The organism is Clostridium sp. Marseille-Q7071, assembly GCF_965112025.1.
Map to the genome: position 1 here is coordinate 2,500,680 of NZ_CBCOPR010000001.1, position 26,973 is coordinate 2,527,652.

Annotated in this window: 25 protein-coding genes and 3 pseudogenes; 24 read left to right on the forward strand and 4 right to left on the reverse strand. The window is 29.8% G+C overall.

What is annotated here, in order from left to right:
* From ACWPW7_RS11730 to ACWPW7_RS11795, 14 genes are all read left to right on the forward strand, one after another.
* Positions 1-1,368: an ethanolamine ammonia-lyase subunit EutB gene (locus tag ACWPW7_RS11730; protein ID WP_454053649.1), complete on the forward strand. Its 1,368-nt coding sequence runs from the start codon at positions 1-3 to the stop codon at positions 1,366-1,368.
* Between the two features lie 14 nt (positions 1,369-1,382).
* Positions 1,383-2,267, forward strand: a complete 885-nt coding sequence (eutC, locus tag ACWPW7_RS11735; protein WP_312577392.1) for an ethanolamine ammonia-lyase subunit EutC — start codon at positions 1,383-1,385, stop codon at positions 2,265-2,267.
* 18 nt (positions 2,268-2,285) lie between these two features.
* A complete protein-coding gene (gene eutL / locus ACWPW7_RS11740; protein ID WP_291566308.1) occupies positions 2,286-2,942 on the forward strand; it encodes an ethanolamine utilization microcompartment protein EutL in 657 nt (218 codons plus the stop codon).
* 15 nt (positions 2,943-2,957) lie between these two features.
* Complete coding sequence (locus ACWPW7_RS11745; RefSeq protein ID WP_454053650.1) at positions 2,958-3,590, forward strand: BMC domain-containing protein; 633 nt, start codon at positions 2,958-2,960, stop codon at positions 3,588-3,590.
* 12 nt (positions 3,591-3,602) lie between these two features.
* Positions 3,603-5,072: an acetaldehyde dehydrogenase (acetylating) gene (locus tag ACWPW7_RS11750; protein ID WP_454053651.1), complete on the forward strand. Its 1,470-nt coding sequence runs from the start codon at positions 3,603-3,605 to the stop codon at positions 5,070-5,072.
* Between the two features lie 75 nt (positions 5,073-5,147).
* Positions 5,148-5,435 carry an ethanolamine utilization microcompartment protein EutM gene (eutM, locus tag ACWPW7_RS11755; RefSeq protein WP_291566314.1) on the forward strand — a complete coding sequence of 96 codons (288 nt, stop codon included), beginning with the start codon at positions 5,148-5,150 and terminating at the stop codon, positions 5,433-5,435.
* A 359-nt stretch (positions 5,436-5,794) separates the two neighbouring features.
* Positions 5,795-6,544, forward strand: a complete 750-nt coding sequence (locus ACWPW7_RS11760) for a cobalamin adenosyltransferase (protein WP_454053652.1) — start codon at positions 5,795-5,797, stop codon at positions 6,542-6,544.
* Positions 6,545-6,556: 12 nt separating this feature from the next.
* Positions 6,557-7,198 (forward strand): ethanolamine utilization phosphate acetyltransferase EutD, encoded by a 642-nt coding sequence (gene eutD / locus ACWPW7_RS11765; RefSeq protein WP_454053653.1) that lies wholly within the window; start codon positions 6,557-6,559, stop codon positions 7,196-7,198.
* A 13-nt stretch (positions 7,199-7,211) separates the two neighbouring features.
* Positions 7,212-8,036: an ethanolamine utilization protein EutJ gene (gene eutJ, locus ACWPW7_RS11770; RefSeq protein WP_454053654.1), complete on the forward strand. Its 825-nt coding sequence runs from the start codon at positions 7,212-7,214 to the stop codon at positions 8,034-8,036.
* Between the two features lie 13 nt (positions 8,037-8,049).
* A complete protein-coding gene (locus tag ACWPW7_RS11775) occupies positions 8,050-8,763 on the forward strand; it encodes a hypothetical protein (protein ID WP_454053655.1) in 714 nt (237 codons plus the stop codon).
* Between the two features lie 32 nt (positions 8,764-8,795).
* A complete protein-coding gene (locus ACWPW7_RS11780) occupies positions 8,796-9,062 on the forward strand; it encodes a EutN/CcmL family microcompartment protein (protein WP_291566323.1) in 267 nt (88 codons plus the stop codon).
* A 44-nt stretch (positions 9,063-9,106) separates the two neighbouring features.
* Entirely contained in the window at positions 9,107-9,649 is a 543-nt protein-coding gene (locus ACWPW7_RS11785; RefSeq protein WP_454053656.1) for a BMC domain-containing protein, read from the forward strand.
* A gap of 28 nt (positions 9,650-9,677) precedes the next feature.
* The gene (gene eutH, locus ACWPW7_RS11790; protein WP_291566328.1) at positions 9,678-10,763 is read left to right on the forward strand and encodes an ethanolamine utilization protein EutH; all 1,086 of its coding nucleotides are present in this window, start codon (positions 9,678-9,680) and stop codon (positions 10,761-10,763) included.
* A 23-nt stretch (positions 10,764-10,786) separates the two neighbouring features.
* A complete protein-coding gene (locus tag ACWPW7_RS11795) occupies positions 10,787-11,239 on the forward strand; it encodes a cupin domain-containing protein (RefSeq protein WP_291566330.1) in 453 nt (150 codons plus the stop codon).
* A gap of 228 nt (positions 11,240-11,467) precedes the next feature.
* Here ACWPW7_RS11795 and ACWPW7_RS11800 read toward each other — a convergent pair whose 3' ends face one another.
* The 3 genes from ACWPW7_RS11800 to ACWPW7_RS11810 all read right to left on the reverse strand — a co-directional run bounded on the left by ACWPW7_RS11800 (position 11,468) and on the right by ACWPW7_RS11810 (position 13,382).
* On the reverse strand, positions 11,468-12,010 hold the full coding sequence (locus tag ACWPW7_RS11800; RefSeq protein ID WP_454053657.1) for a hypothetical protein: 543 nt from the start codon (positions 12,008-12,010) through the stop codon (positions 11,468-11,470).
* Between the two features lie 189 nt (positions 12,011-12,199).
* A complete protein-coding gene (locus ACWPW7_RS11805) occupies positions 12,200-13,063 on the reverse strand; it encodes a nitroreductase family protein (protein WP_454053658.1) in 864 nt (287 codons plus the stop codon).
* Between the two features lie 4 nt (positions 13,064-13,067).
* Entirely contained in the window at positions 13,068-13,382 is a 315-nt protein-coding gene (locus tag ACWPW7_RS11810; RefSeq protein WP_454053659.1) for a DUF6705 family protein, read from the reverse strand.
* A 488-nt stretch (positions 13,383-13,870) separates the two neighbouring features.
* Between ACWPW7_RS11810 and ACWPW7_RS11815 the strand changes: the two genes are divergently transcribed.
* Both ACWPW7_RS11815 and ACWPW7_RS11820 read left to right on the forward strand, forming a co-directional pair.
* Positions 13,871-14,116, forward strand: coding sequence for a hypothetical protein (locus tag ACWPW7_RS11815; RefSeq protein ID WP_454053660.1), 246 nt, complete (start codon positions 13,871-13,873; stop codon positions 14,114-14,116).
* 234 nt (positions 14,117-14,350) lie between these two features.
* The gene (locus ACWPW7_RS11820) at positions 14,351-15,286 is read left to right on the forward strand and encodes a DMT family transporter (protein ID WP_454053661.1); all 936 of its coding nucleotides are present in this window, start codon (positions 14,351-14,353) and stop codon (positions 15,284-15,286) included.
* Between the two features lie 265 nt (positions 15,287-15,551).
* Here ACWPW7_RS11820 and ACWPW7_RS11825 read toward each other — a convergent pair whose 3' ends face one another.
* Complete coding sequence (locus tag ACWPW7_RS11825) at positions 15,552-16,304, reverse strand: sulfite exporter TauE/SafE family protein (protein WP_454053662.1); 753 nt, start codon at positions 16,302-16,304, stop codon at positions 15,552-15,554.
* Between the two features lie 186 nt (positions 16,305-16,490).
* Here ACWPW7_RS11825 and ACWPW7_RS11830 point away from each other — a divergent pair, with 186 nt between their 5' ends.
* From ACWPW7_RS11830 to ACWPW7_RS11865, 8 genes and pseudogenes are all read left to right on the forward strand, one after another.
* Positions 16,491-16,808 (forward strand): RDD family protein, encoded by a 318-nt coding sequence (locus tag ACWPW7_RS11830; protein ID WP_454053663.1) that lies wholly within the window; start codon positions 16,491-16,493, stop codon positions 16,806-16,808.
* A gap of 121 nt (positions 16,809-16,929) precedes the next feature.
* On the forward strand, positions 16,930-18,282 hold the full coding sequence (gene rlmD, locus ACWPW7_RS11835) for a 23S rRNA (uracil(1939)-C(5))-methyltransferase RlmD (protein WP_454053664.1): 1,353 nt from the start codon (positions 16,930-16,932) through the stop codon (positions 18,280-18,282).
* Positions 18,283-18,883: 601 nt separating this feature from the next.
* A pseudogene (locus ACWPW7_RS11840) lies at positions 18,884-21,532 on the forward strand (CehA/McbA family metallohydrolase).
* A pseudogene (locus ACWPW7_RS11845) lies at positions 21,507-21,668 on the forward strand (class D sortase); the annotation flags it as partial. The pseudogenes ACWPW7_RS11840 and ACWPW7_RS11845, both read left to right, overlap by 26 nt.
* A gap of 801 nt (positions 21,669-22,469) precedes the next feature.
* Positions 22,470-22,749: pseudogene (locus tag ACWPW7_RS11850) on the forward strand (metal-sensing transcriptional repressor).
* Positions 22,750-22,783: 34 nt separating this feature from the next.
* On the forward strand, positions 22,784-25,231 hold the full coding sequence (locus tag ACWPW7_RS11855; protein ID WP_454053665.1) for a heavy metal translocating P-type ATPase: 2,448 nt from the start codon (positions 22,784-22,786) through the stop codon (positions 25,229-25,231).
* 81 nt (positions 25,232-25,312) lie between these two features.
* Complete coding sequence (locus tag ACWPW7_RS11860) at positions 25,313-25,528, forward strand: heavy-metal-associated domain-containing protein (RefSeq protein WP_291566354.1); 216 nt, start codon at positions 25,313-25,315, stop codon at positions 25,526-25,528.
* A 435-nt stretch (positions 25,529-25,963) separates the two neighbouring features.
* Positions 25,964-26,659, forward strand: a complete 696-nt coding sequence (locus ACWPW7_RS11865) for a 4'-phosphopantetheinyl transferase family protein (RefSeq protein ID WP_454053666.1) — start codon at positions 25,964-25,966, stop codon at positions 26,657-26,659.
* Positions 26,660-26,973: the final 314 nt, after the last annotated feature.

Here is a 26,973-nt window from a genome sequence, read left to right on the forward strand (position 1 = left end):
GTGATACTAAAAACAAAATTATTTGGTAAAGTGTATCAATTCAAAGACGTTAAAGAAGTTTTAGCAAAAGCTAATGAAGAAAAGTCAGGTGATAAATTAGCTGGAGTAGCTGCTGAAACTGCTCAAGAAAGAGTAGCGGCAAAGGTTGTACTTAGCAATTTAACAGTATCAGATGTAAGAAATAATCCAGTAGTTCCATATGAAATGGATGAGATTACAAGAATCATTCAAGATTCTATTAATGAAAAAATATATGGTGAAATTAAAAATTGGACTATTGCAGAATTAAGAGAATGGATCTTAAATGAGAAAACAACAGGATCTGATATTAGAAGAATAAGCAGAGGATTAACAAGTGAAGTTATCGCTGCTGTTGCAAAATTAATGTCTAACTTAGACTTAGTTTATGGTGCAAATAAGATTAAAGTTACTGCTCATTGTAATACAACAATTGGTGAAGCAGGAACTTTATCAGCAAGATTACAACCTAACCATCCAACAGATGATCCAGATGGTATATTAGCTTCAGTATTAGAAGGTTTAACTTATGGTATAGGTGATGCCTTAATAGGATTAAACCCAGTTGATGATACTGTAGGAAGTGTAACTAAAATATTAAAAAGATTTGAAGAAACAAAACAAAAATATCAAATACCAACTCAAAACTGCGTACTTGCACACGTAACTACTCAAATGGATGCAATAAAGCAAGGGGCACCAACAGACTTAATATTTCAAAGTATAGCGGGTTCTCAAAAAGGGAATGAAGCTTTCGGAATAAATGCAGCTTTAATAGGAGAAGCAAGAGATTTAGCATTAAGAGAAGGAACAGCAGCTGGTCCAAACGTAATGTATTTTGAAACTGGTCAAGGTTCAGAGTTATCAGCAGATGCTAACTTTGGCGCAGACCAAGTAACAATGGAAGCTAGATGTTATGGATTTGCTAGAAAGTATGAACCATTCCTAGTTAATACAGTTGTTGGATTTATAGGACCAGAGTATTTATATGATAATAAACAAGTTATAAGAGCAGGTCTTGAAGACCATTTCATGGGTAAATTATCAGGTATTCCAATGGGATGTGACGCTTGTTATACAAACCACATGAAAGCAGACCAAAATGATATAGAGAACTTATCAATATTACTATCTACTGCAGGATGCACATACTTTATGGGAATTCCACATGGTGATGACGTAATGCTTAACTATCAAACTACAGGATACCATGAAACAGCAGCTTTAAGAGAATTACTAGGTAAGAGACCAATAGCTGAGTTTGAAGCATGGCTTGAAAAGTGGAACTTTATAGAAAATGGAAAATTAACAGGAAAAGCAGGAGACGCTTCTGTATTTCTTAAGAAGTAGAAGGGGGTAACCAAATGTTTTCAGAAAATGATTTAAAAAAATTAGTAGAGCAAGTTTTAGTTGAAATGACAACAAAGCAAGGAGGAAACATTGTTAGTGCACCTAACAAAACTGAAGAAAATAGTACTGTTGATGCAAACGGAATGATTCCAGATATAACAGAAGTTGATTTAAAAACTAGACTTTTAGTTGATAACCCAGTGGATGCTGAAGGTTATTTAAAAATGAAACAACATACTCCTGCAAGACTAGGTATAGGAAGAACAGGAGCAAGATATAAAACTGAGACAATGTTAAGATTTAGAGCGGACCACGCATCAGCTCAAGACTCAGTTTTTACAGATGTTAATGAAGACTTATTAAAAGAGATGAATTTACCAATAATAAATACAATGTGTTCATCAAAAGATGAATATATAACAAGACCAGATTTAGGAAGAGCTATTTCAAAAGAAGAGTTATCAAAATTAAGTTCCTTTAAAAGAAACCCACAAGTTCAAATATATGTATCAGATGGGTTAAGTTCAAAAGCTGTAGAAGCCAACGTAAAAGATATATTACCAGCATTAACACAAGGATTAGAAAGCTATGGTATATCAGTAGGAACTCCATTCTTTGTTAAATTAGGAAGAGTAGGAGCAATGGATGCTATTTCTGAAGAAATCGGAGCAGATGTAACTTGTTTACTTATTGGTGAGAGACCAGGTCTTGTAACTGCTGAAAGTATGAGTGCATATATAGCATACAAAGGAACAGTTGGAATGCCAGAATCAAGAAGAACAGTTGTATCTAATATACACAAAGGTGGTACTCCATCAGTTGAAGCTGGTGCATATATAGCAGATATCATCAAGTTAATGTTAGAGAAAAAAGCAAGTGGATTAGATCTAAAATTATAATTCAGGAGGAATGTTATTATGAAAAATGATCAACTTCGTGCATCAGTATTAAGTGTTAAGCTAATAGCTAACGTTAATCCTGATATGGCAAAAGAGTTTGAGTTAAAGCCTGAACATAAAAGTATAGGAATAATTACTGCAGATAGTGATGATGTTACATACACTGCTTTAGATGAAGCAACAAAAGCTGCTGACGTTGAAGTTGTTTATGCAAGATCATTCTATGGTGGAGCTGCAAATGCAAATACTAAGCTTGCAGGTGAAGTAATAGGAATATTAGCAGGACCAAGTCCAGCAGAAGTAAGAAGTGGATTAAATGCTGCAGTAGACTTCATTGAAAGTGGAGTTGCAACATTCTACAGTGCTAATGAAGATGATAGCATTGTATACTATGCACAACCTATATCAAGAACAGGTTCATATCTTTCTAAAACAGCAGGAGTTAAAGAGGGTGAAGCAATAGCTTATTTAATAGCTCCACCAGTAGAAGCAATGTACGCATTAGATGCAGCTATGAAAGCAGCAGCAGTTGAATTAAAAGCATTCTTTGGACCACCATCTGAAACGAACTTTGGTGGAGGGCTGTTAACTGGAAGCCAATCTGCTGTAAAAGCAGCTTGTGATGCATTTGCCGAAGCAGTTAAGTTTGTAGCAGATAATCCTACAGATTATTAGAATTAGGTTATTGTTATGAAAGAATCAACATTAGGCCTTTTAGAGACATATGGATTTGTAGGGGCTGTTGAAGGATTAGATGTAGCTTTAAAATCTGCAAATGTTAAACTTGTAAGCTGTGAATTTGTTACAGGTGGTATTGTTACTATACTTATTACTGGAGATGTAGCTTCTGTAAAAGCTTCAATAGAAGCTGCTTGCTCAGCTGTAGATAGATTAGGTAGCTTAAGAAATGCTCATGTTATAGCTAGAGCAGAAGAGAATGTATGGAACATACTAGATGGTAAAAAGAAAGATAGTTCTAGAAAGACAGATGAAATATCAGTAAGCGATAAAATCTTACCTACTAAAGTGGAGAATGAAAATACTGATAATGATGTAAAAGATACAGTAGATAATATAGAAGAAGATACATTAGATACTGTAGATGAAATTCAAGAATCAGAAAATGATTCAATTGCAATAGAGGATAAGAAAGATATAAAACTTAGCTTTGAGAATCGTGAAGAGTTAGAAGCATTAAAAGTTCCTGAACTTAGAACTATTGCAAGAGAATTAAAGGAAAGACAAAAGCTTTCACTTACAAAAAAACAAATCAAATTTAGTAAGAAAGATCAGCTTATTGAAGCCATACTGAAGGAACAGTAGGAGGAAATAAAAATGGAAATGGTAGATAAAGACTTAATATCAATACAAGAAACTAGAAATCTTATCATTAACGCTAAAAAAGCTCAAGAAATATATAAAACTTTTTCTCAAGAAAAGGTTGATTCAATAGTGAAGGCTATAGCAGAAGCTGGAGAGCGTGAAGCTGTTAAATTAGCTAAAATGGCTTGGGAAGAAACTGGATTTGGAAAATGGCAAGATAAGGTTGTTAAGAATGTATTTGCTAGCAAATTAGTTTATGAAAACATGAAAGACTTAAAAACTATTGGAATTATAAATGAAGATAAGGTAAATAAAGTTTTTGATGTAGCTGTGCCAGTAGGAGTTATTGCTGGATTAATTCCATCAACAAACCCAACATCTTCAACAATATATAAAGTATTAATTGCATTAAAATCAGGAAATGCTATAGTAGTTTCACCACATCCAAATGCAAAGAACTGTATTATTGAAACTGCAAAAATATTGAATGAAGCGGCAATAAAGGCAGGAGCTCCAGAAGGATTAATTGGATGTATAACAGTTCCATCACTTGATGGTACGAATGCATTAATGACTCATAAGGATACATCATTAATACTTGCTACTGGTGGAGAGGCTATGGTTAAAGCAGCTTATAGCTCAGGAACACCAGCTATAGGAGTTGGACCAGGAAACGGACCAGCCTTTATAGATAAATCAGCAAATGTTTCCTTAGCAGTTAAGAGAATTATTGATAGTAAAACTTTCGATAATGGAGTAATTTGTGCTTCAGAGCAATCAATAGTAGTAGAGGAATCTATGAAAGAGATTGTTAAGGCAGAACTTATAAAACAAGGAATGTATTTCTTAAATGAAGAAGAATCTGCTAAACTTGGAAACTTCATATTAAGAGCTAATGGAACAATGAATCCACAAATTGTTGGTAAAAGTGTAGAAACATTAGCTGAAATGGCTAAATTAAATGTTCCTCATGGAACAAAGGTATTAATATCAGAACAAACTACAGTGGGCAAAAATAATCCTTATTCAAGAGAAAAGCTTACTACAATATTAGCATTTTACACAGTAAAAAATGTTGAAGAAGGAATAAAACTTTGCACAGAGATATTAATGAATGAAGGTAAAGGTCATACTTTAGTATTACATTGTGAAAATGATGAAATCATAAAAGAATTTGGATTAAGAATTCCAGTTTCTCGTTTATTAGTTAATACACCAGGTGCTTTAGGTGGAATCGGAGGATCAACAAATCTTACTCCAGCACTTACATTAGGCTGTGGTGCTGTAGGAGGAAGTTCAACTTCTGATAACATAGGACCAATGAACCTATTAAATATAAAGAGAGTAGCTTGTGGTGTTAGAGAACTAGAAGAACTTAGAGGAAATGGAGCTCAATGTGAAAACGCACCAACTACAATTTCTACAGAACAATTAGATTTAATTGTGAATAAAATCATGGAAAGATTAGCACAAATAAAGTAAGCAATAAAATATTAACATAAATTTAGTTAAAATTTTAAAAAATAATTTTTATGCAATTTAAGGAGGAATTTTAAAATGGCAAATATGAACGCATTAGGAATGATTGAAACTAAAGGATTAGTGGGAGCAATAGAAGCAGCAGACGCAATGGTTAAAGCTGCAAACGTAACTTTAATAGGAAAAGAGCAAATTGGTGCTGGATTAGTTACTGTTATGGTAAGAGGAGATGTTGGAGCTGTTAAAGCTGCTACAGATGCAGGAGCTGCTGCTGCTGAAAGAGTTGGAGAATTAATATCAGTTCATGTAATTCCAAGACCACATAGTGAAGTTGAAGTTATACTTCCAAAATACGAACAACAATAGTCTAAATTTAAATAATCCTAAAAATTATTAATATAACTAGGTATCTTTAAAGAAATAACTAACTAGCATTCTGGTGTATTTTATGTCATACACATGACAATAACCTATAGATAATAACACTATCTATGAAAATTTGCTCTTTGCTTGACACAAAATATCTTAGAGTCTTTGATAAATTATTTTATTTCAGATACCAAACCAAAGTCTAAAGATTGCTACAACTCATCACAAAAGCTCGTGTCAAATGGCATGAGCGTGATGAATGTAGAATGATGTAGATTATATAACTTGTAGTATTTCATGCTACAAGTATTGTGGTTTAACAAATTAATGTCCATCTTATATAAGGATGTGAGATGATGAGTGTTTTAACAGAAAGTGTTTTAAGAAGTAAACTGAGAAATGAAAATTTAACAGAATATGTTGTGGAAAAAGGAGCAATAGTAACTCCTTCAGCAAGACAATATTTACAAGACAAAAATATAAAATTAGTTTATAAAGAACAACAAACTGAAAAAAGTAATCAGAATATTCAAAGGGAAGAAAAAGTATTTAACCCTAAATATGTTCATATAAATGGTGGAGTTTTTGAAAATAAACCAGAACATATGACTCAACTAAATGGTAATAAATTAGTAGAAAAAGATCACAGAAGAATTATATTAAGAGGGAAATTAGATAGCCTTCAAGCTAAAATATTACAAACTCAAATTCAATGTAAAAACTTAAATGAAAAAAAGGTGCTAAATGATTTGGAAGAGGTTTTAGCTTATGTAAGAAAAATATTAGAAGTAGAAGTAACAGAAAAAGAATTACCAGAAGTTGCTTTGATTGGGTTAAATTCAGAAGAATTAAGAGCTACTTCTCATAACCCTAAAAAATATTTTAACATAGACCATATAATTTTCCCAAGCTATGAAATGGGAGATATAGTTGTAGCTTTAAATGCATTAAGAGCAGAAAGTAGAGAAGTTGAAATTGATGCATTAAAAGCATTTAAAAACCAAGATGGAGAACTATCTAGAAATGATATAGCACTAGCTTTGAATAGATTAAGTAGTTGTTTTTATATAATGATGTGTAAGTATGTTTCTGGAAAGTACAAATAAGAGGTGACAATTTTGAGTACAGTAGATTTAAATGTTAATTATATTATAGATGAAGTAGTTAAAAGACTACAAGGTGGAGAGGAAGATAATACAGTGCTTGTAGAAGCTTCTGGCCGTCACGTTCATCTTTCACAAAAAGATGTTGATATTCTTTTTGGAAAAGGTTATCAACTAACCAATAAAAGAGAACTATCTCAACCAGGTCAGTATTTATGTGAAGAAAAGGTTACTCTTATAGGACCTAAAGGAACATTACAAAATGTTTCTGTTTTAGGACCAGTAAGAGGGAACACTCAAGTAGAATTATCAAAAAGTGATGCTGTTTCTATAGGAATAAATGCCCCAGTTAGAATGTCAGGAGATATTAAAGGTACTCCTTCTATAATTCTTGCTACACCAAAATCAGTATTAAGAATAGAAGAAGGTGTTATTGCAGCTAAAAGACACATACACATAACACCAGAAGATGCTGCAAAGTTTGGGGTAAAAGATCAAGAGGAAATTAAAATTAAAGTTGGTGGAGAAAGAGGATTAATCTTTGAAAATGTTGCTGTTAGAGTAAGTAGTAAATTCCAAACAGCTATACATCTTGACTACGACGAAGCAAACGCTTGTGGTTTCACAAAAGGACTTCGTGCAACAATAGTTAAGTAGAAAGGATTAATTTATGGAAGGCTTAAACAAAGTAGATAATCTAATTAAAGCTGTTGAAAAGACCATTAAAAAACCAGTAAAAGTAAAAAAAGATGATGAACTTTATGTTGGTGTAGACTTAGGTACAGCTTACATTGTAATTGTTGTATTGGATAAAGAAAGAAATCCTGTTGCCTGTGAAATGGAATTTGCGCAGGTAGTTAGAGATGGTCTTGTGGTTGACTTTATTGGAGCTACTAATATAGTTAGAAAATTAAAGAAAAAAATAGAAGATAAGTTAGGAATTGAACTTACAAAAGCTGCTATAGCTGTTCCACCAGGGACTAGTGAAAGAGATATTAAAACTCATAGTTATGTAGTTGAAGGTGCTGGCATGGACGTTGTATCTGTGGAAGATGAGCCTACAGCAGCAAATGCAGTATTACAAATAGAAAATGGAGTTGTAGTTGATGTTGGTGGTGGAACAACTGGACTTTCCATATTTGAAAATGGAAAAGTTATATACACTGCTGATGAGCCTACAGGTGGAACTCAATTATCTTTAGTTATATCAGGAGCTTACAGAATCCCATTTGAGGAAGCTGAAAATAGAAAAAAGGACCCTGAAAATTATAGAGATATATTTCCAATGGTAACACCAGTAATTCAAAAGGTAGCTTCTATTGTTAGCTCTCATATAAGAGGATTTAATGTGGAGAAAATTTATTTAGTTGGTGGAACTTGCTGCTTAAAAGGATTTGAAAACATTATTCAAAAGGAAACAGGTATAGAAACAGTGAAACCAATTAATCCTTTCTTAGTTACTCCTTTGGGTATTGCAATTAACTGCGTTAAATAAGGGAGGTATGTTGATGTATAGTGAAGATTTAGTTGAACTTATAACAAAAGAAGTTATGAATAGACTAAAGATATTAATAGAAGAAAATAATAGATCAAAGAAGAAATTATTAATTCTTGAACATTCAAAAGACTTATGTCCTATATTATCTGGAGCTTTAAAGGATAATAACTTCATCATAGATTGTTTAGACAATATGGGTGATATTGAAAGTTATGAAGGAATAATATTACAAAATATCTCTAATAGTGAATTAGCTAATCTTTCTTTAACCATTCAAGGGTCAATGAAAGAAAAAGTAGCAATTGAAGCAGCTTTAAAAGGCTTAAACTTATATGCTATGGAAAAAGGGGTAGAATATAAAAAATATACTACCACTGCTAATAGAGTTTTATTCAATACATTTAAAAATCATGAAGAAAAACTTAAAAGCTATGGAGTTAATTTTGTAGGACTAAAAGAGCTTTTATCTACTTTGAAAAGTGAGAATGTCAATGTTGCTCCAAAAACTGAAAGAAATAATAAAACAGATAAAGTAGAAGTTTCAGTTCAAATTAAAGATGAAGCAAATAGATCAGTTAAGAAAAAGCTAATATCTGAAACAGATTTAAGAAATTTATATAAAGATGGAGTAAAGGAAGTAGTAATTCCTAAAAAATCTATAGTGACACCACTAGCCAAAGATTTTGCTAGAATAAATAAATTACTAATAAAATTTGAGAGTTAAGAAATTTATTAGGAGAGGAAAGGTATTTAATTATGATTATTGGAGAAGTAGTAGGAAATCTATGGGCTACGAGAAAAGATGAAAATCTTAGTGGATTTAAATTTTTAGTTGTAAGAAAATTAGACTGCAAAGGTGAAAAAACAGACAACACAATTGTGGCTGTAGATAGCGTTGGCGCAGGAATAGGTGATCAAGTGCTTATTGTTTCTGGTAGCTCTGCAAGATATGTAATTGGAGATAAGAGAGCACCAATAGATGCAACAATAGTAGGAATAGTAGATTCACTAGAATTAGTATAAACTAATTATATTAACATAAATACACATTACATGGAGTTGATTTTATGAGTAAATCTTTAGGACTAATGGAATTTAATAGTATTGCAAGAGGAATAGAAGTAGCAGATATTATGTTTAAGGCCTCTAATGTGGAGGTAGTAACATTAAGACATATATGTCCAGGAAAATTTATGATTATACTTTGTGGTGATGTAGAAGAAGTAAAAGAAGCTATTGAAACCTCAAAGGAAATAGTAAATAAAAATATCGTAGCAAGCTTTGTAATTGCTAACGCTCACGAAGAGTTAATAAATGGACTGAAGAAAAGACCCTCTATTGATAATTTTGATGCTGTAGGCGTTATGGAAACTGCTAATGTTACGTCTTCATTAATTTCCTTAGACCTTGCATTAAAATCAGCTTCCATTAAACTAGTAAAATTAGTTATTGGTAATGGTATTGGTGGAAAATCTTATTTTGTAGTTACAGGTTCGGTGAGCAGTGTGGAAGAAGCTATTAAGATAGCCGAATCTATGGTTGAACCTAAAAAAATAATTCATAAGACAATTATTCCGTCTCCTAGTAAAATTCTTTTAGAAAATCTATAAAAATTATATAAGGAAAGAGGATGGCTATATGGATATAAATGAAATCATTATGTATATTATGGTAATATTCATGGTTGTAGGAGCTGTGGACAAAATCCTAGGAAATAAATTTGGATTTGGAGAGCAGTTCGAAGAAGGACTTATGGCTATGGGAGCTTTAACTTTAGCAATGGTAGGAATTATATCATTAGCTCCAGTTTTAGCAAACGTATTAAAGCCGGTAGTTGTTCCAGTTTATAAAGCTCTTGGAGCAGATCCATCAATGTTTGCTACAACATTACTTGCTTGTGATATGGGTGGATATCAATTAGCACAGCAATTAGCAGAAGCAAAAGAAGTTGCACCTTTTGCAGGATTAATATTAGGTTCTATGATGGGACCAACAATAGTATTTACTATACCTGTTGCATTAGGAATTATAAAAAAAGAAGATCATAAATTTTTAGCTAGAGGTGTGCTTGCAGGTATAATAACAATTCCAATAGGATCTTTTGTTGGAGGATTATTAGCTGGATTATCTCCATTAGTAGTTCTTATGAACTTAACACCTATAATAATAGTTGCAATTCTTATCGCTGTAGGATTAAAATTAATGCCAGAAAAAATGATAAAAGGTTTTACATACTTCGGAAAGTTTGTAACAGCTGTTATTACTGTGGGATTAGCTGCTATAATAATTGAAACAATCACTGGTATAGTTGTAATTCCAGGAATGGCTCCACTTTCAGAAGGAATAAAAGTAGTTGGAGACATTGCAATAGTTCTTGCAGGAGCATATCCATTAGTACACTTTATAACTAAAGTGTTTAAAAAACCATTAATGAAATTAGGTTCATTATTAGGTATAGGAGAAGTAGCAGCTGCAGGTATGATAGCTTCATTAGCTAATAGTATTCCTATGTTTGGTATGATGAAAGATATGGATAATAGAGGAAAAATAATAAACGTTGCTTTTGCTGTAAGTGCTGCCTTTGTATTTGGGGATCATTTAGGCTTTGCAGCAGGTGTTAATAAAGATATGATTGCACCTATGATAGTTGCTAAATTAATAGGTGGTGCTTCAGCAGTAGCTTTAGCTTGTTTTATGACACCAAAAAATGAAGTAAGTAAATAAGATGTTTTAAAGGAGATGTTATTATGGAGAACATAAATGAACAAGCAATTGAGGAAATAGTAAGAAGAATAATAACAGAGAAACTAGGTCAAGTGGCACCTGAATTTGAGAAGCATGTAGATCCAAGTGGCATAATGTCAATAAAGACTAGTACTGTAAAGCCAGAAAAATTTGATACTGGTAAAGAAGGTGACAAGGTTTACTTAAAAGATGTAGTAACACTTGAAGAAAGTCCAAGATTAGGCTGTGGTGTTATGGAAATGGATCAAACTAGTTTTGCTTGGACATTAAAATATGATGAAGTAGATTATATAATTGATGGAACTTTAGAAATCGATATAGATGGAAGAAAAGTTGTAGGTAATAAAGGTGATTTAATCTTCATTCCTAGAAATTCTTCAATTCATTTCACAGTTCCAAATCATGCTAGGTTTGTATATGTAACTTATCCAGCAAACTGGGCAGAGCTTGAGTAAAATAAAACTTATTTTAAATAATATAAAAGTGCCTATGGACATAGTCTATAGGCATTTTTATATCTATAGGAAATTTTGAAAACTAGAATTAAAAGTAGTTAACATAAATAGAAAAAACCTGAAAATAATTTAAAACTTTTATCTTAATACTTATTCTTAACGATTATAATTTTGTTATAGTTTTTTATTAGTTGTTCTCTTATGGTTATTTTAATTAATATATTAAGATTATTTTAAGTTATCGTCGTTATCTTCTAATATTTCACTATGTTTACGAATAGGCTCACTTTGAGCTTCTGCTATATTATTTTCTAATTCTTTATTTTTAGAGATATTTTCTTCAAGTTCCTCATTATATTTTCTGCTTAAAATTTCTTCATTACAGCAACATGTAGAGTCATTGTTTGTTTTTATAGGATATTTTAAAATATTATTTTCATTATTAGGAAATTCATATTTTCTGATGTCAGGTATCATTATATGTTCTTTGGCCTTTTTAAAAACATTATTCTCAACATTAACTTTTGAATTATTACCAGAACTGCTAACATCCATCTGTTCTTGAATTTTATTATCACAGCATTGAAGAGTTTCTTCTTCGTCAAAAGATTTAATTATTATATTTTTACCATTATTAAATTTTTTATCAATGCAATCACAAAGCTTTTTATTATGCATTTCAGAAAGTTTATCTGAAACTACTTTTGCGACTGCTGCCACACCAATAACTGTAAGTGCGGCTTTTATAACCTTTCCAAATCTGTTATCCATTATTTTCGCTCCTTTAAAAGTTACTACACTATGCTATTAGTAGTTTGTATACTTTTCTATTTTTTATGTAATAAAATATTTTTATACAGCTACTTTATTTATAATTATCCTATAGACTATTATTGTTAATCTTATTTTCTTATACCTATCAATAGTATTACCAAAATATATAATCTTAATATTAAACAATTAATTTTCTATTATAGAAATAAAATATATTAAATTTTTTCTTTCTATATTATCTAAATACTCTAATGTGAGTTTTTTCCCTTTAAGAGTTCCAGCTACCATAAGATGACAAAGAGCTATACCACTATCGATTTTGTTAATATGATCAAGAGTTTTTGCCATTTTGCCTCGTTTAACTCTATACATATGAATGATATTATCCTTTTTAGAAAACCTCCAAGGTTGACTGTTAATAGCAGATGGTGCATGTCTTACTGCATTCATTATTTCTAGCCAATCTTCAGTTAAGTTGCAATCTATAATTTCATTTAGAGCTTTCCGTTTTGTACTAGAAACTAATTTTGAAGGTATGTCAGTTTCTCTATTAGGATTAAAGCCTATAGTATCAATTAAGTTATCTTCTAACTTTTTTGGTGTAACATCTTCGTAATGAAGAGGATAACCAAAGGAAATAACTATAACTGCCACATGATTATTGGGCATTTCAATTACATTAGTAAGAAGTTCTTTTTTTATAAATCCTCCAATCCAACAAGTACCTAAATTTAAAGTAGTTAATTTGAGCACTAGATGCTCCAAACTATAGCCTACGTTTTCCATATACCCTGGTTTTTCTTCAGAGGTAACAACTAAATAATGAGGAGCTTTAATCTTACCATAGCTTCCGATTATACCTTTTGATATGTTTTGAATTTTTTTGCCATCTTCTACAATATGAATTTTCATATCTATGTCTGATAGTTTGGGGACAATATGAGTATATTCTTCAACTTTTTTTAGTATAGAGGGTGGCAAAGGTTCCAGCTTATATTTTCTAATAGAGCATCTTTTATAAATTACATCAAACAAATTATTATCAATCACAGTACTACTCTCCTTTGATAAGCTTTAATTTTTTCATAATATCTTCTAAATGAAGAATATAGCTTTGAATACTGCTTATGTTATTGCTGTATTTAAAATTATTTTGAAGTATATCATTAAAGTATATAAGCTCTAGTTCATTTAGAGATTTTTTAAATTTAATCTTATTTTCTCCATCTAAAGAATTATATCTAATTAAAATTTCATCATTAAATTCACTGATATTATTATTTAATCTTTCAGCCTTTTTTATATAGTTTTTCCTTCCGAAGCAAAAGAATACTATACAAATCAAAATATAGAATATTGTTATATACATAAAAAGTTCCTTTCATTAGGTATTTATAAGAAGAAAATAAGAATTAATTATTACATAGCTCTTAATATCTTCCATTTAAATATATTTTTTATCATAATTGATTATGGTGCATATTAATAAATATACAATACTTAGAATAAATTTTATCATAATCTTTAAAAAGTATAAAGCTGTATTACTTACAAATATTACAAAGCAAATAAACATTTGTAAGTATTTTATAATGAATTTATAAAAATTAACATTAGAAAAGAAAAAGTATATTAAAATCTATTATCATAATCAAATCATTGGCTATTATATATGTAGGTATAATTGGATAAAGAAGAATAATAATTCTATAATAAAGCTTTTTAAGTAAAAGACTTTATAAATCTAGTAAAATAAGAAACCAATAATTAATAATTTATTAACAATATATTTAAAAAAAGGATATTATACTCATATATAGAAATATTTATATTAAGAGAGTACTTGGAGGTGTTTATATGAGTAAACTATATTATTGTGTTGATTGTAAGAGATTGGTTAAAAATCCAGAAAAATGTGATTATTGTAATGGCAGTTTTTTAAAAGCAATAACAAATGGAACACCAGTAAATGTAATAGGAACTAAACAAAAAGGAAAAGTATTAAAAATAGAAGATAGTACTGTAAAATTGATTGTTATAGATGAAGCTAAAAATAAACTTATAAAAGAGTATAAAGCAGAACAATTAAGAAAGGTACTATAATAAGATATTTTGCATATAATATAAAAAAGAAGTATTTGTAGCTTATATTTAACTTATGCATAGACTGTAACAGCTATGACAATTTGTTAAATTAAGAGCTATGAATACTTTTTTTATTGTGTCCTCAAGCATGGACTAATGTTTATAATTTTAAAATAAGAATTATTATAAAATTTGATAAATTGCTATTAAAGTATTAGAATGATTTAGGGGTTAGTGCAAAGGAGGGGCGATATGAAAAAAATTGATGGAATAATTTATGCCATGCTTTCTTCAGTAGGTTTTGGCCTTATGCCTATATTTACAAAGATTGCCTATAATAATGGGCTAAATCCTATAACAGTAGTTACACTTAGGTTCTTAGTAGCTAGCATTCTATTATTAGGGTATTTTATTATTTGTAAAGTGGACTTCAAGATTAATAAAAAGCAACTTATAATACTTATGATTATTGGTGTAACGGGGTATTCTACCACGGCCTTAACTTTATTTTTATCATATAATTATATCACAGTAGGTTTAGCTACTACTATGCATTTTATATATCCAGCTTTAGTCACCCTATTGTCCTTTATAATTTATAAGGAAAAGTTAAATAAACATAAAATAATATCCTTATTATTATCTTTAATAGGAATATATATTTTAGTGGGAATGGATATAGGTGGGATAAGCCTTAAAGGAAGTTTCTTAGCATTATTTTCAGGATTAAGCTATGCAGCTTGTGTTGTTAGTATGGCAAGCAAAGCTTTAGAAGACTTAGATAATAAAGTTATAACCTTCTATCTTGCGTTATTTTCAGCTATTGCAATGCTTTTATATGGAGGATTAAAGGGAGAACTTATAACAACTTTAAACATATATTCTACCTTAGCGGTATTAGGAGTAGCCGTAATCTCTACAATATTAGCTATTATATTGTTTCTTCATGGTGTTAAGATAATAGGGACTTCAAATGCAGCAATATTGAGTACTTTTGAACCTATTGTTGGAGTAATTATGGGAATTATAATATTTAAAGAAACTTTAACTATAGAACTTTTTGTTGGTGGAATATTTATAATAGCATCAGTTATAATACTTTCACGTTCAGTAAAGGATAATTCGATGAAAATAAAGGAAGAAAGCTTAGAAGAAGTGAGCATAGCAAAATCACATATTGAGAATTAGCTAAATAACTACTAATTTTTAAGTTAAAAAGAAATTAGGCATCTGAAAGAAAATAATAGACCAAAAATGTTAGTATATTTTTTATCAGACAAGGCATTAGGTTCTGCTCATAGTGGCGCTATGGCGGGTTCTTACAACGCAGTATGATGGAAAATAGGCTAATATACTAATCTATTATTTTTTTCAAGATGTCTTAAATAGATGTTTATAATAACCCAATATGAACATCTATTTTATTTTGTCATGAAATTGTCATAGTTTTTGTTTACAGTAAACTAAAGAGCATTTTTATTGCAACAGCTAAAGACATGGTTACAAATATAGGCTTTATTATTTTAGAACCTTTATTAATGGCAAGTTTTGTACCTACTTGTGCACCCAATATCATAAATATTGCTACTACTGCTCCAATCTTATAATCAATAGAATTACTTAGAGCGAAAGTAATTAGTGCAGAGATATTGCTTGCAAAGTTCAAACATTTGCTATTAGCAGAAGCATGTAAAAAATCAAATTTATAAATTTTTATTAATCCAAATACTAAAAAAGAACCTGTACCTGGACCGAAAAATCCATCATAAAAGCCAAGTAAAAATGCAAAGCATATACCAATTATTATATTTTTCTTTGTAAGGCCAGAAAAATTATCTTCACTACCTATATTTTTTGAAAACAATGTGTATATTCCTATGCCAAAAACTAAAGCTAATACTAAGGGATAAAGGAATTCTTGATCAATTAATAATACGGTTTTAACGCCTAATACAGAACCTATTAAAGTAAATGGTACAAGGAACTTTAATAGCTTAAAGTTAATAAAACCAGATTTTCCGAACTTATAAGCACTAGTAAAAGAACCGGTAGTAGAAGCAAATTTATTAGTTCCAAGGCTAAGATGTGGAGATACTCCTGCCATTAAGTAGGCTGGTAGACTTATAAGTCCTCCACCACCTGCTATAGCATCAATAAATGCAGCAGCAAAACAAGCAATAGATAAAAAAATTAATTTAGCTAACATATTAACACCCCTAACAATACATAGTCCATGTAATATTATAAAGGGTATCTATGATATTTAGAAGGGGATTTCTAAAATACTATCATATTAGCTAGTTATTTTCTTGCATATGCCTAAAATAAATATTTTTTTCATTAGTATTATACATAAAGAAGTTAAAATTATAATTAAATAAGGAGAGATAAAATGAGCAATAATAATGAACATATAATAAGCTTTAAGGAAATATTCAAAACTACAATAATAGATTTATTAGTTATGCTAGGAATTTCAGCTTTCAGTACCGTTATATTAGACTTTGTATTAAGATTATTTGGGTATTTTGTTGCAGAAAAAATTCAAACTATATTGGTATTATACTTAATTACATATATAATATATAATGTTGTAATGACATTAAAAAAGAATGGAATGACTTTTGGACAAAAAGCTTCAAAGTTAAAATTAGTAAAAAGTGAAGAAGAGAACAATAATTTACAACCAATCATTGATAATGAAGAGTAATCATTAATAAATTATAAGAGAATTTAAGAAGGTATCAACTTTAGCCAAACTAATTTTTAAATTGTCCATTGATAATTCCTAATTTCTTAAGTTGTGTATTAAAGAATAGGAGAAGATACTAGTGAGAAAAAGAAAAGAATATGAATTTTTAATAGAAACTACAGAATTTCCAGGTAAGGGTGTTGCCTTTTATGAAGGAGAAAAAGTAGCTATAAAAAATACATTACCAGGACAAAAGGTAAGAGCAAAAGTTACTAAGAGAAATTCTAATGGAGTAGAAGCTAAATTAATAGAAGTTTTAGAGGATGTAGATTATAAAATAACTCCTCATTGTGAAATATCTAATCAATGTGGTGGATGTAGCCATGCATTTTTATCTTATGAAAAACAACTAGAACTTAAAAGTGAACAGATATTAAAGCTTTTAGATAATGCAGACATAACTGGATATGAATTTTTAGGAATTGAAGGAAGTCCAAAGGAGTTAGAGTATAGAAATAAGATGGAGTTTACCTTTGGAGATATGGAAAAAGGTGGAGAACTTACTTTAGGAATGCACGTTAAAAATCGAAATTTTAGTATAATAACAGTAGATAAATGCAAAATTGTTGATGAAGATTTTAGAGCTATATTATATGCAACTCTAGAGCATTTTAGAAAAACAGATCTTCCATATTATAAAGTGTTAAAACATGAGGGATATCTAAGAAACCTAGTGATAAGAAAGGCAATAAATACAGGAGAAATTCTTGTAAATATAGTAACTACAACTCAGAGGGAATATGATTTTATATCTTACATAGAAGAGTTGAAATCTTTAAAACTCACAGGAAAAATTACAGGAATAATACATACATTAAATGATTCTCTATCTGATGTAGTTCAAGCAGATAAAGTAGAAGTACTTTATGGAAGAGAATATATAATAGAGAACTTATTAGGATTAAACTTTAAAATAAATCCTTTTGCTTTTTTCCAAACTAATACAAAAGGAGCAGAAAAACTCTATAGTATAGTAAGAGATTTCTTAGGAGATTCAGATTCAAAAGTAGTATTTGATTTATACTGTGGAACGGGCACCATAGGACAGATTGTAGCTCCAAATGCTAAAAAGGTAATAGGAATAGAGCTAATAGAAGAAGCAGTAGAAGCAGCAAAAGAAAATGCTAAATTAAATAATTTAAACAACTGTGAATTTATAGCTGGGGATGTAGCAAAGGTAATACAAAATATAACTGCAAAACCAGACATAATAATCTTAGATCCGCCAAGAGCAGGAGTACATCCAGTAGCACTAGACTATGTAATAAAGTTTAATGCAAAGGAAATAATATATGTATCCTGTAATCCAAAAACTTTAGCAACAGATTTACAAGTGTTAACAGCAAATGGCTATGTGGTAGAAAAAGTTAAGCTTAAAGATATGTTCCCACATACGCCGCATTGTGAGGCAGTTGTGAAGCTAAGCAAGTAATTATAACTAAATAATAAACCTCTGTTTTTATAAAAAAGATTTGATTTTAGAGCTCACAGGCTATGCCTGTGAGTTTTTTGCTTATTCAAAAAAGAATAGAAAAAGATTGAGAAAAGGAAGAAGAAAAGAGTTTGAATTCATTGATTATGAATGATTAAGCTTGAAAAAAGAAATAATTCTATTCAGAGGAGTTCATTGAAATGTTAAAACAAGAAATAAGTAAGGTATAAAGTCCTAATTGCTATATAAATAGTGATTAGGACTTTTTGACATACTAAATAATTTAGGCTTAACTGTTCAGCCATATTCTACGATATATTATATTGAATGGATTTTTTTATTAATATTAATTTACAATTTAATTTAATGAGCTGAAAATTTAAAATATAAAAAATACTTTGATTTTATTGGGAGTTGTGTTAAAATTTACAATAAAAAGAATTAATATAGGTTATATTGTATTTTTTACCTATCAATTAATTAATATAATTTACATGTTTTTTTATTAACTCAAGTATGAAATAGAAACAAATTAACTTTGATTATTAATTTTTTAATTAATATAAAATTTTTTATTAGCCGAATTAAGGGGGACATAGTTATGAAATCTAAGAAATTAAAATTATCGTTGTTATTGGGTGCTTATGCATTGTGTTCAATGTTATTAACAAGGCCTGTCAAGGCAGATGTTGGAGTTGTTAAGGGTGCTACACCTATTAATCAAGGTATGGCTATTCACGCAGACGATTTTACAATATACAATGATAAAATTGCTGCATCTTTTGCAGTAGGAACAAATAACTACTGGAACATGACAAATGGAAGTATCCTTGATGTTGCTATTATGAAAGATGGCAAATTTGGTGTTGATTTAGTAAATGATATTGAATTTCTAAACAATTACTGGACATCTACAGGAGCATTTAATGGTGAAAATCTACAGAAAAATCCAAAGGAAAATATTACATACAAAATAGAAGAGAATAAGGTTGTTGTTACTGCTAAAACAAGATATTGGACGGCAGGACATAAATTACCTTTAAATGTCACAATTGAGTATACATTAGAAGATGGTAAAAATTATATTGGTTTAAAAACAACTGTTGAAAATCCAAAAGGAAATGATGTTTATGAAAACATGTATGGAGGATATTCAATTAGTACTTTAGCTGCTAGCACTTTTGGGCCTTTTGGATATTATCCGGACAAAAAAATAACTGGTATCGGAATTGGTGCTGATAAAGATGTTAATGAAAGATTTGGAAATTACGTTGTAACTTATGATAAAAATTATGCTGTTTCCGTTCAATTAGATGGGGCAAATACATATAAAGGGTCAAGTGGATATAAGGATGTCTATGTAAATAATACAATTGAACCAGGAAAGAGCTGTATTTATACAGGTGAAATTTTAGTCTCAGATAAAGGTGAAACAACACCTATTATTGAACGTTTCATAGAAAAAGATCCAACAATTCAATCAGCGAATGTAAACGGTGTAGTTAAGGATTCGAAAGGAAATTCTGTAAAAGATGCATTTGTAGTAATTAGTAAAAAAGGTTCTTATAAGGAAACTGTAAAATCTCATGGTAAAGAACAACTTAAAAAAGATATTATGCAGCCATTTGCTTGGAAAATAACAGATGAAAATGGTCACTTTGAATTTGATTTACCAAAAGATGAATATGAGGTTCATGTTGAAGCTAAGGGATATACACCGTCAGATATTCAGAAGTTAAGCCTAACAGAAAATTCAACCTTAAATTTTATGGTTAAAGATGGAGCTCAAGCTTCTCTTAAAGCTGTTGATGAAAATGGAAATCCAGTTGATTTCAAGGTAACTGTATCAGGAATTACATCAACATTTAAAACACTTGGGGGAAATGTATTCTTTACAGATCCAAAAACACATGAAGCTAAATTTGAGGTATCAGCTCCTGAGAATCCTGTGACGTTTATAATTACACGTGCCAGTGATTATGAATCACTTCCAGCTACAATAACAAAAACAATAAAGCCGGGTGAAACGCTTAATGAAGAAGTTGTACTTCCTACATTAATAAAAACAAATTCAAGAAATTGGTATAGTATGGACAACCATCAACATGCAGACTTTGGTGATGGTGCAACACCAGTTAAAGAACTATATAAAGCTCAAGTTGCAGCAGGTTTAAATTATAACCTTGTTTCTGATCATGATGCAGTAGTAAATGATCCTCTTATGGCTGAATTAGCCAAAGAAGGTAACAGACCATTTATTCCAAGTATTGAAGTTTCTCCAGGTTGGGGTCATTGGGGTATTTTAGGTGCTGATTATACAAAGAATCCGATTTCTCCAGACTTAACTCCAGCAGAAATAATTAAAGCTGGACATGATATGGGTGCTCTTGTAGTTGTTAATCATCCATATACAGAATATGGTTTCTTCTATAATAGAGATAGCGTTAAAGGTGGATATGATGAAGGTACTGAAGATTTCGATTTACTTGAATTACAATCTACAATTGATTTAACTGATAGTACTAACATGGATAAAAGAGCATTAGATTCTGCAATGGGATATTGGAATAAAGGTATTAAAAAATACTTAAGTGCAGGTTCAGACCAACACGATGTAACTTCAGGATTATACCCAGGAATTATCAGATTATATGCTCATATTGAGGGGGAAAATACAACTGAAAAGTATCTTCAAACAATAAAAGATGGTCATAGTTATGTAACAATGGGACCTATATTTACACCAAAAGCAAACACAATGTTTGGTACAACACAAAAAGTCAAAGCAGGTAAAAAATACACACTAAATACAGAAATCCAAGCTGTTAATGGATTAAATCATATTGATGTTTACAGCGAAGGTAAGATTATTGCATCAAAAGACTTCGATAATACACAAGATGCTGTTAACTATAAACTAGATGTAAAACCAACAAAAAATACATGGTATAGTTTTGTTGCAACTGATGGAAAAGGTCACTATGCAGTTACAAATCCTATTTGGGTAGAGATTGCAGATGATACTAAAAAACCAGGGTCAAATGAAAGCCAGGATCAACAGGGAAATCAGAATCAACAGGGAAACCAGGGTCAGCAGAAAAACAGGGTCAAATAAAGGGACAAAAGTGACTACAGTTGGAAAAGGGGACTTCCCAATACTGCTACAAATACATACGGAATATTACTAGCAGGTTCTATATTATCATTACTAGGTGCAGGTGTATTTGTATTTAAAAAGCGTCATGAGTAAATTTAAGTTATCATTAGTAAAAGTCTTAAGTCTAGGAATTATAGTCCTAGGCTTAGGGTGTATTTTTTGGTCATTAATTAATATATGGTCACAGCCAAAAAATTCTTATGATGAAGGCACTGATAATATAGAGTATTCATTGCAAAAAACGACAAAAAAATTCTTTGAAGAGATGTATAATAAATTTTATAGGATAGTGTGAATAAATATGTAACATTTTAGTAGTTACTATAAATGCAAATGTATAATAAGAGATTTCATGAAAATTTATCTTGTATTTAAGGGACGGTTCATTTTAATTCTTATCCTTTTAGAAGAATTAAAATGGACCCTCTTTTAGGTATAATAAAAACGTAGATTTAAGAGTTAGTATAAGCGTTATATAATATAAAATAAAAATTATCTCTAGCAAAGATGCAGTAGGTATATATAATTTTTTATATATGACAATCAATATTTAACGTTTGTAAAAAGACTTATCGATGGTAGGTCTTATTTTTATACGTAAAATTAATCATAATGAAAATTATTTCATGAAATTAAAAAAGAAAAGGCTATTAATCAAGCTTTTTATCTTAGTTAGCGGCATTTTATTTAGTATTTATTTTTAACAATTATGTATTTCCTATTAATAAAGTGAATGTTAGATTTAGCAATCTTAAATTTATATAAAACCATAATAGTAAAAGAAAAAAATGCTTATTGTTATTTATGCCTAGAGGGGTTTGTAGATATGCCTATATCTATTATACAGAGAATAATGGCTTTGCTAGTTAATATATCTAAAAATTTGATATAAATATCAGTCGATAAAATGTAATTTGATTCTGCTTAATAACTAATATAAATAAAAACTCGATGAAAATTTTTATAAAAAAGTGTTGACAGATTTAGTTATTAGGAATATTATAAAAGTACACCCACACCCAGTGGGGGTATGGAGGTGAAAAGCGAACAAAGAAAAAAAGAAGCAGTAAAGGCTCTAAAAATATCTAGGGGTCAAATTGAAGCTATTATTAAAATGATAGAAGAAGAGCGATATTGTGTAGATGTGTCAAATCAAATAATCGCTTCGCAATCACTTTTAAAAAAAAGCTAATTTGATGATTTTAAGACAGCATATGGACCACTGTGTTATGGAAGCTTTTCAGCATTATAAGGCAGGTGAGAAAATAGCTGAAGTTATAGAGCTTTTATCAAAAGTACTTGGTAAATAAAATACTTTATTATTAAATTAAGGAGGGAAAATATATGGCAAATAAAGTATTAAAAATAGAAGGAATGACCTGTGCATCTTGTGCAAAGGCTGTAGAAAGGGCCACTAAAAAGCTAAAAGGTGTAACAGAATCAAATGTTAACTTTGCTACAGAAAAACTAAATATAAGCTTTGATGAAACAAAGATTTCTGTAGCAGATATTCAAGAAACTGTTAAGAAAGCGGGATATAAGGCCATTACTGATTCCACAAATAAAATTTTGAAAATAGAAGGAATGACCTGTGCATCCTGTGCAAAAGCAGTAGAACGGGCAACTAGAAAACTTAATGGAGTTACAGAAGCAAATGTTAATTATCCAACTGAGAAGTTAAGCATAAGCTATGAGCCTTCAAAGATAAAGGTTTCAGATATAAAGAAAGCAATAGAAAAAGCAGGTTATAAAGCAAGAGAAGAAGAAACAACAGTAGATACAGATAAAGAGAGAAAAGAAAAAGAAATGAAACTTTTATGGAGAAAGTTCATTATATCTACAATATTTGCAGTGCCATTACTATATGTATCTATGGGACATATGGTAGGACTTCCTCTTCCAGACTTCATTAATCCCAATATTAACCCAATAGCATTTGCTTTAACTCAATTATTACTTACATTGCCTGTAATAATTGCTGGAAATAGATTCTATACAGTTGGATTTAAGGCATTGTTTAAAAGAAGTCCTAATATGGATTCACTTATTGCAATAGGTACATCTGCAGCAGTTCTTTATGGTGTATTTGCTACAGTTAAAATTTTTGGTGGACACCATGAGTATGCTCATGACTTATACTTTGAGTCAGCAGCTGTAATTATTACTTTAATAACTCTTGGTAAATATTTAGAGGCAGTTTCCAAAGGAAAGACTTCAGAAGCTATAAAGAAGCTAATGGGACTTGCCCCTAAAACAGCTATAGTCATAAGAAGCGGAAAAGAAGTAGAAATTACTATTGAAGAAGTAGAAGTAGGCGATGTAATAGTAGTTAAACCAGGAGAAAAGATGCCAGTAGATGGAGAAGTTGTAGAGGGGACTACTTCTGTAGATGAGTCAATGCTGACAGGGGAAAGTATTCCAGTAGAAAAGAATGTTGGCGATAAGATTATTGGTGCAAGTATAAATAAAAATGGTACTATAAAATATAAGGCTACTAAAGTTGGTAAAGATACAGCTTTAGCGCAAATTATAAAGCTTGTAGAAGATGCTCAGGGTTCTAAAGCTCCAATTGCAAAACTTGCAGATGTTATTTCAGGATACTTTGTTCCAATAGTTATTACCTTAGCAGTTATTTCAGGTTTAGCATGGTATTTCATTGGTGGAGAATCAGAAATATTCTCACTTACAATATTTATCTCTGTACTAGTTATTGCGTGTCCTTGTGCTTTAGGTTTAGCAACACCAACAGCTATTATGGTTGGTACAGGTAAAGGTGCTGAACATGGTGTTTTAATAAAGAGTGGTGCTGCACTAGAAACTGCTCACAAAATAAAGACAATAGTATTTGATAAAACAGGTACTATTACAGAAGGTAAGCCAAAGGTTACAGATGTAGTTGTTACAAATGGTATAACAGAAAATGATTTATTACAATTAGCTGCATCAGCAGAAAAAGGATCAGAACATCCACTTGGTGAAGCAATTGTAAAAGGCGCTGAAGAAAAAGGATTAGAGTTTAAGAAGCTTGATTTCTTTAAAGCTATCCCAGGTCATGGAATTGAAGTTAAAATAGATGGCAAAGATATCTTACTTGGAAACAGAAAACTTATGGTGGAAAGCAAGATATCATTAGAAAATCTAGAAGCAACTTCTAATAAATTAGCAGGAGAAGGAAAAACCCCAATGTATATAGCTATAAACAATAAGATGGCTGGAATCATTGCTGTTGCTGATACTGTTAAGGAAAATAGTAAAAAAGCAATAGAAAAGCTTCATCAAATGGGAATTGAAGTAGCAATGATAACTGGTGATAATAAAAGAACTGCTGAAGCTATAGCTAAACAAGTTGGAATAGATAGAATTCTAGCAGAAGTTTTACCACAAGATAAGGCAAATGAAGTTAAAAAACTTCAAGCTGAAGGTAAAAAAGTTGCAATGGTTGGTGATGGTATAAACGATGCTCCAGCATTAGCACAAGCAGACATAGGTATAGCTATAGGTTCAGGAACAGACGTTGCTATGGAATCTGCAGATATAGTTCTTATGAGAAGTGATTTAATGGATGTTCCTACAGCTATACAGTTAAGCAAAAATACTATTAAAAATATTAAAGAAAATCTATTCTGGGCATTTGGATATAATACATTAGGAATACCAATAGCTATGGGAGTTCTTCATATCTTTGGAGGACCACTATTAAATCCTATGATAGCGGGAGCAGCAATGAGTCTTAGCTCTGTATCAGTATTAATGAATGCTTTAAGACTAAAAAGATTTAAGCCAGTTAAATAATAAGCTAAAAACGATTAACAAATAATTTATAAATATTATAATAGATTAAATAAAAAATCAAATTTGAAAGGGGAAAATAAGATGAAAAAGAAAATATTAGTTGAAGGTATGAAGTGTGAAAATTGTGCTAAACATGTAAAAGAAGCATTAACTAATGTAGAGGGCGTAACTAATGTAGATATAAATCTATCAGATAAATATGTTCTACTTGATACAGCAGCGGATGTAAGTGATGAAGCTATAAAAAATGCCATTAATACTGAAAAGTATAATGTAATTGGAATAGAAACATTATAAGCAAATAGAAGAGCTTTGATAATTAAATTTTAAAATATACCTTATAAAACGCTTAAAAAAGGTTATGTTGAATTAAGAAGATGATTTCTGTATTGTGCAGGGATCATCTTTTTTTATTATTCTATTGATATCTATAATTATTATAGCAATTCATATAAGCACTATTTCTTTAGAACATCAAAAGTTTCAGAGTGATTTATATAGATTTTATTTTTAATGGCATAGAAATAATTCCAAGAAGTTTATTGTAAGATACAATTTATTTTTTGTAAATAGATTAATAGTAATTTTATCTATTTCTGATGTCATTTTTTATTATACATAAAACGTCTTATGAATATAAACTATGTAAAAAAACAATATATTACAAAATATTACATAACATCTGTGTATAATAGTAATTATAAATAATAAAGACGTAGGTGAGAGAGTTTTATGAAAATTTATGTTGTAAAAATTTTAGATATTAGTGAGTCAGAATTAAATAACTTAACTAGATACATTGATGCAGAGAAAAAATATAAGATAAATAAGTTTATAAATAAAAAAGATAAAATCAGATCTTTAATTTCAGAGATTTTAATTAGGAATATAATTTTCGAAAACTTAAATATAAATAATAGAGATATAATATTTGAAAAAAATGAACAGGGGAAACCATATTTAAAAGGCTATTCTAACTTTAATTTCAACCTTTCTCATTCAGGTGACTTTGTAGTATGTGCAATTGATAATAAACCTATAGGGATTGATATTGAAAAAATAGAATCTATTGATCATAAGGGGATAGCTCAAAGTTTCTTTTCCAAAGACGAATGTGATTTTATATTAAAAGGAGATTTACAAGCTCAAATAGATAAATTTTATGAAATATGGACGTTGAAAGAAAGTTATATTAAAGCATATGGAAGAGGCTTAATAATACCCTTAAAATCATTTTCTATTAATATAGATGAATACGAAAATATTGAGTTGATTACAAAAAATGAACTAAAGAAATGTAATTTTAAAAAATTTAATATTGAATCAGAATATAAAATGGCAGTATGTTCATTAAACAAAGAAATTCCAAATAACATAATAACAATAAATCAAAATTATTTAATTGATAAGTATTTTAAAGATATTTAATAATTGTAAGGGACGGTTCATAATTTATTTTATAAATTATATTTTAATATCTTATAAAATTGAGATGAATCCTTCTCTAAAAAACATAAGTTAGCAGTAAATTTATTAAGGCTTTATCTAGCATTAGCAATTAACGAATAAGACATAATTATAATATTAAGTAATTTAGAATAGGCGTCTAGGATAAATCAATTATATTGATGATATGGTAATTGAAGAACTTAAAGATAATGAATATATTAGGAGTATAAATTTAAGAAAGATAATTTACACATTTAGACAAATATAAATTATTAAAGAATGTAAAGGGGATT

Bases quoted from the DNA above. Each gene is read 5' to 3' on its own strand.
- ACWPW7_RS11780 (WP_291566323.1), top strand. From the start codon at position 8,796: ATGATTATTGGAGAAGTAGTAGGAAATCTATGGGCTACGAGAAAAGAT.
- ACWPW7_RS11775 (WP_454053655.1), top strand. From the start codon at position 8,050: ATGTATAGTGAAGATTTAGTTGAACTTATAACAAAAGAAGTTATGAAT.
- eutC (WP_312577392.1), top strand. From the start codon at position 1,383: ATGTTTTCAGAAAATGATTTAAAAAAATTAGTAGAGCAAGTTTTAGTT.
- ACWPW7_RS11855 (WP_454053665.1), top strand. From the start codon at position 22,784: ATGGCAAATAAAGTATTAAAAATAGAAGGAATGACCTGTGCATCTTGT.
- eutH (WP_291566328.1), top strand. From the start codon at position 9,678: ATGGATATAAATGAAATCATTATGTATATTATGGTAATATTCATGGTT.
- ACWPW7_RS11860 (WP_291566354.1), top strand. From the start codon at position 25,313: ATGAAAAAGAAAATATTAGTTGAAGGTATGAAGTGTGAAAATTGTGCT.
- eutJ (WP_454053654.1), top strand. From the start codon at position 7,212: ATGGAAGGCTTAAACAAAGTAGATAATCTAATTAAAGCTGTTGAAAAG.
- ACWPW7_RS11760 (WP_454053652.1), top strand. From the start codon at position 5,795: ATGAGTGTTTTAACAGAAAGTGTTTTAAGAAGTAAACTGAGAAATGAA.
- ACWPW7_RS11865 (WP_454053666.1), top strand. From the start codon at position 25,964: ATGAAAATTTATGTTGTAAAAATTTTAGATATTAGTGAGTCAGAATTA.
- ACWPW7_RS11795 (WP_291566330.1), top strand. From the start codon at position 10,787: ATGGAGAACATAAATGAACAAGCAATTGAGGAAATAGTAAGAAGAATA.
- eutM (WP_291566314.1), top strand. From the start codon at position 5,148: ATGGCAAATATGAACGCATTAGGAATGATTGAAACTAAAGGATTAGTG.
- ACWPW7_RS11750 (WP_454053651.1), top strand. From the start codon at position 3,603: ATGGAAATGGTAGATAAAGACTTAATATCAATACAAGAAACTAGAAAT.
- ACWPW7_RS11815 (WP_454053660.1), top strand. From the start codon at position 13,871: ATGAGTAAACTATATTATTGTGTTGATTGTAAGAGATTGGTTAAAAAT.
- ACWPW7_RS11825 (WP_454053662.1), bottom strand. From the start codon at position 16,304: ATGTTAGCTAAATTAATTTTTTTATCTATTGCTTGTTTTGCTGCTGCA.
- ACWPW7_RS11830 (WP_454053663.1), top strand. From the start codon at position 16,491: ATGAGCAATAATAATGAACATATAATAAGCTTTAAGGAAATATTCAAA.
- ACWPW7_RS11820 (WP_454053661.1), top strand. From the start codon at position 14,351: ATGAAAAAAATTGATGGAATAATTTATGCCATGCTTTCTTCAGTAGGT.
- eutL (WP_291566308.1), top strand. From the start codon at position 2,286: ATGAAAAATGATCAACTTCGTGCATCAGTATTAAGTGTTAAGCTAATA.
- ACWPW7_RS11785 (WP_454053656.1), top strand. From the start codon at position 9,107: ATGAGTAAATCTTTAGGACTAATGGAATTTAATAGTATTGCAAGAGGA.
- ACWPW7_RS11745 (WP_454053650.1), top strand. From the start codon at position 2,958: ATGAAAGAATCAACATTAGGCCTTTTAGAGACATATGGATTTGTAGGG.
- ACWPW7_RS11810 (WP_454053659.1), bottom strand. From the start codon at position 13,382: ATGTATATAACAATATTCTATATTTTGATTTGTATAGTATTCTTTTGC.
- ACWPW7_RS11800 (WP_454053657.1), bottom strand. From the start codon at position 12,010: ATGGATAACAGATTTGGAAAGGTTATAAAAGCCGCACTTACAGTTATT.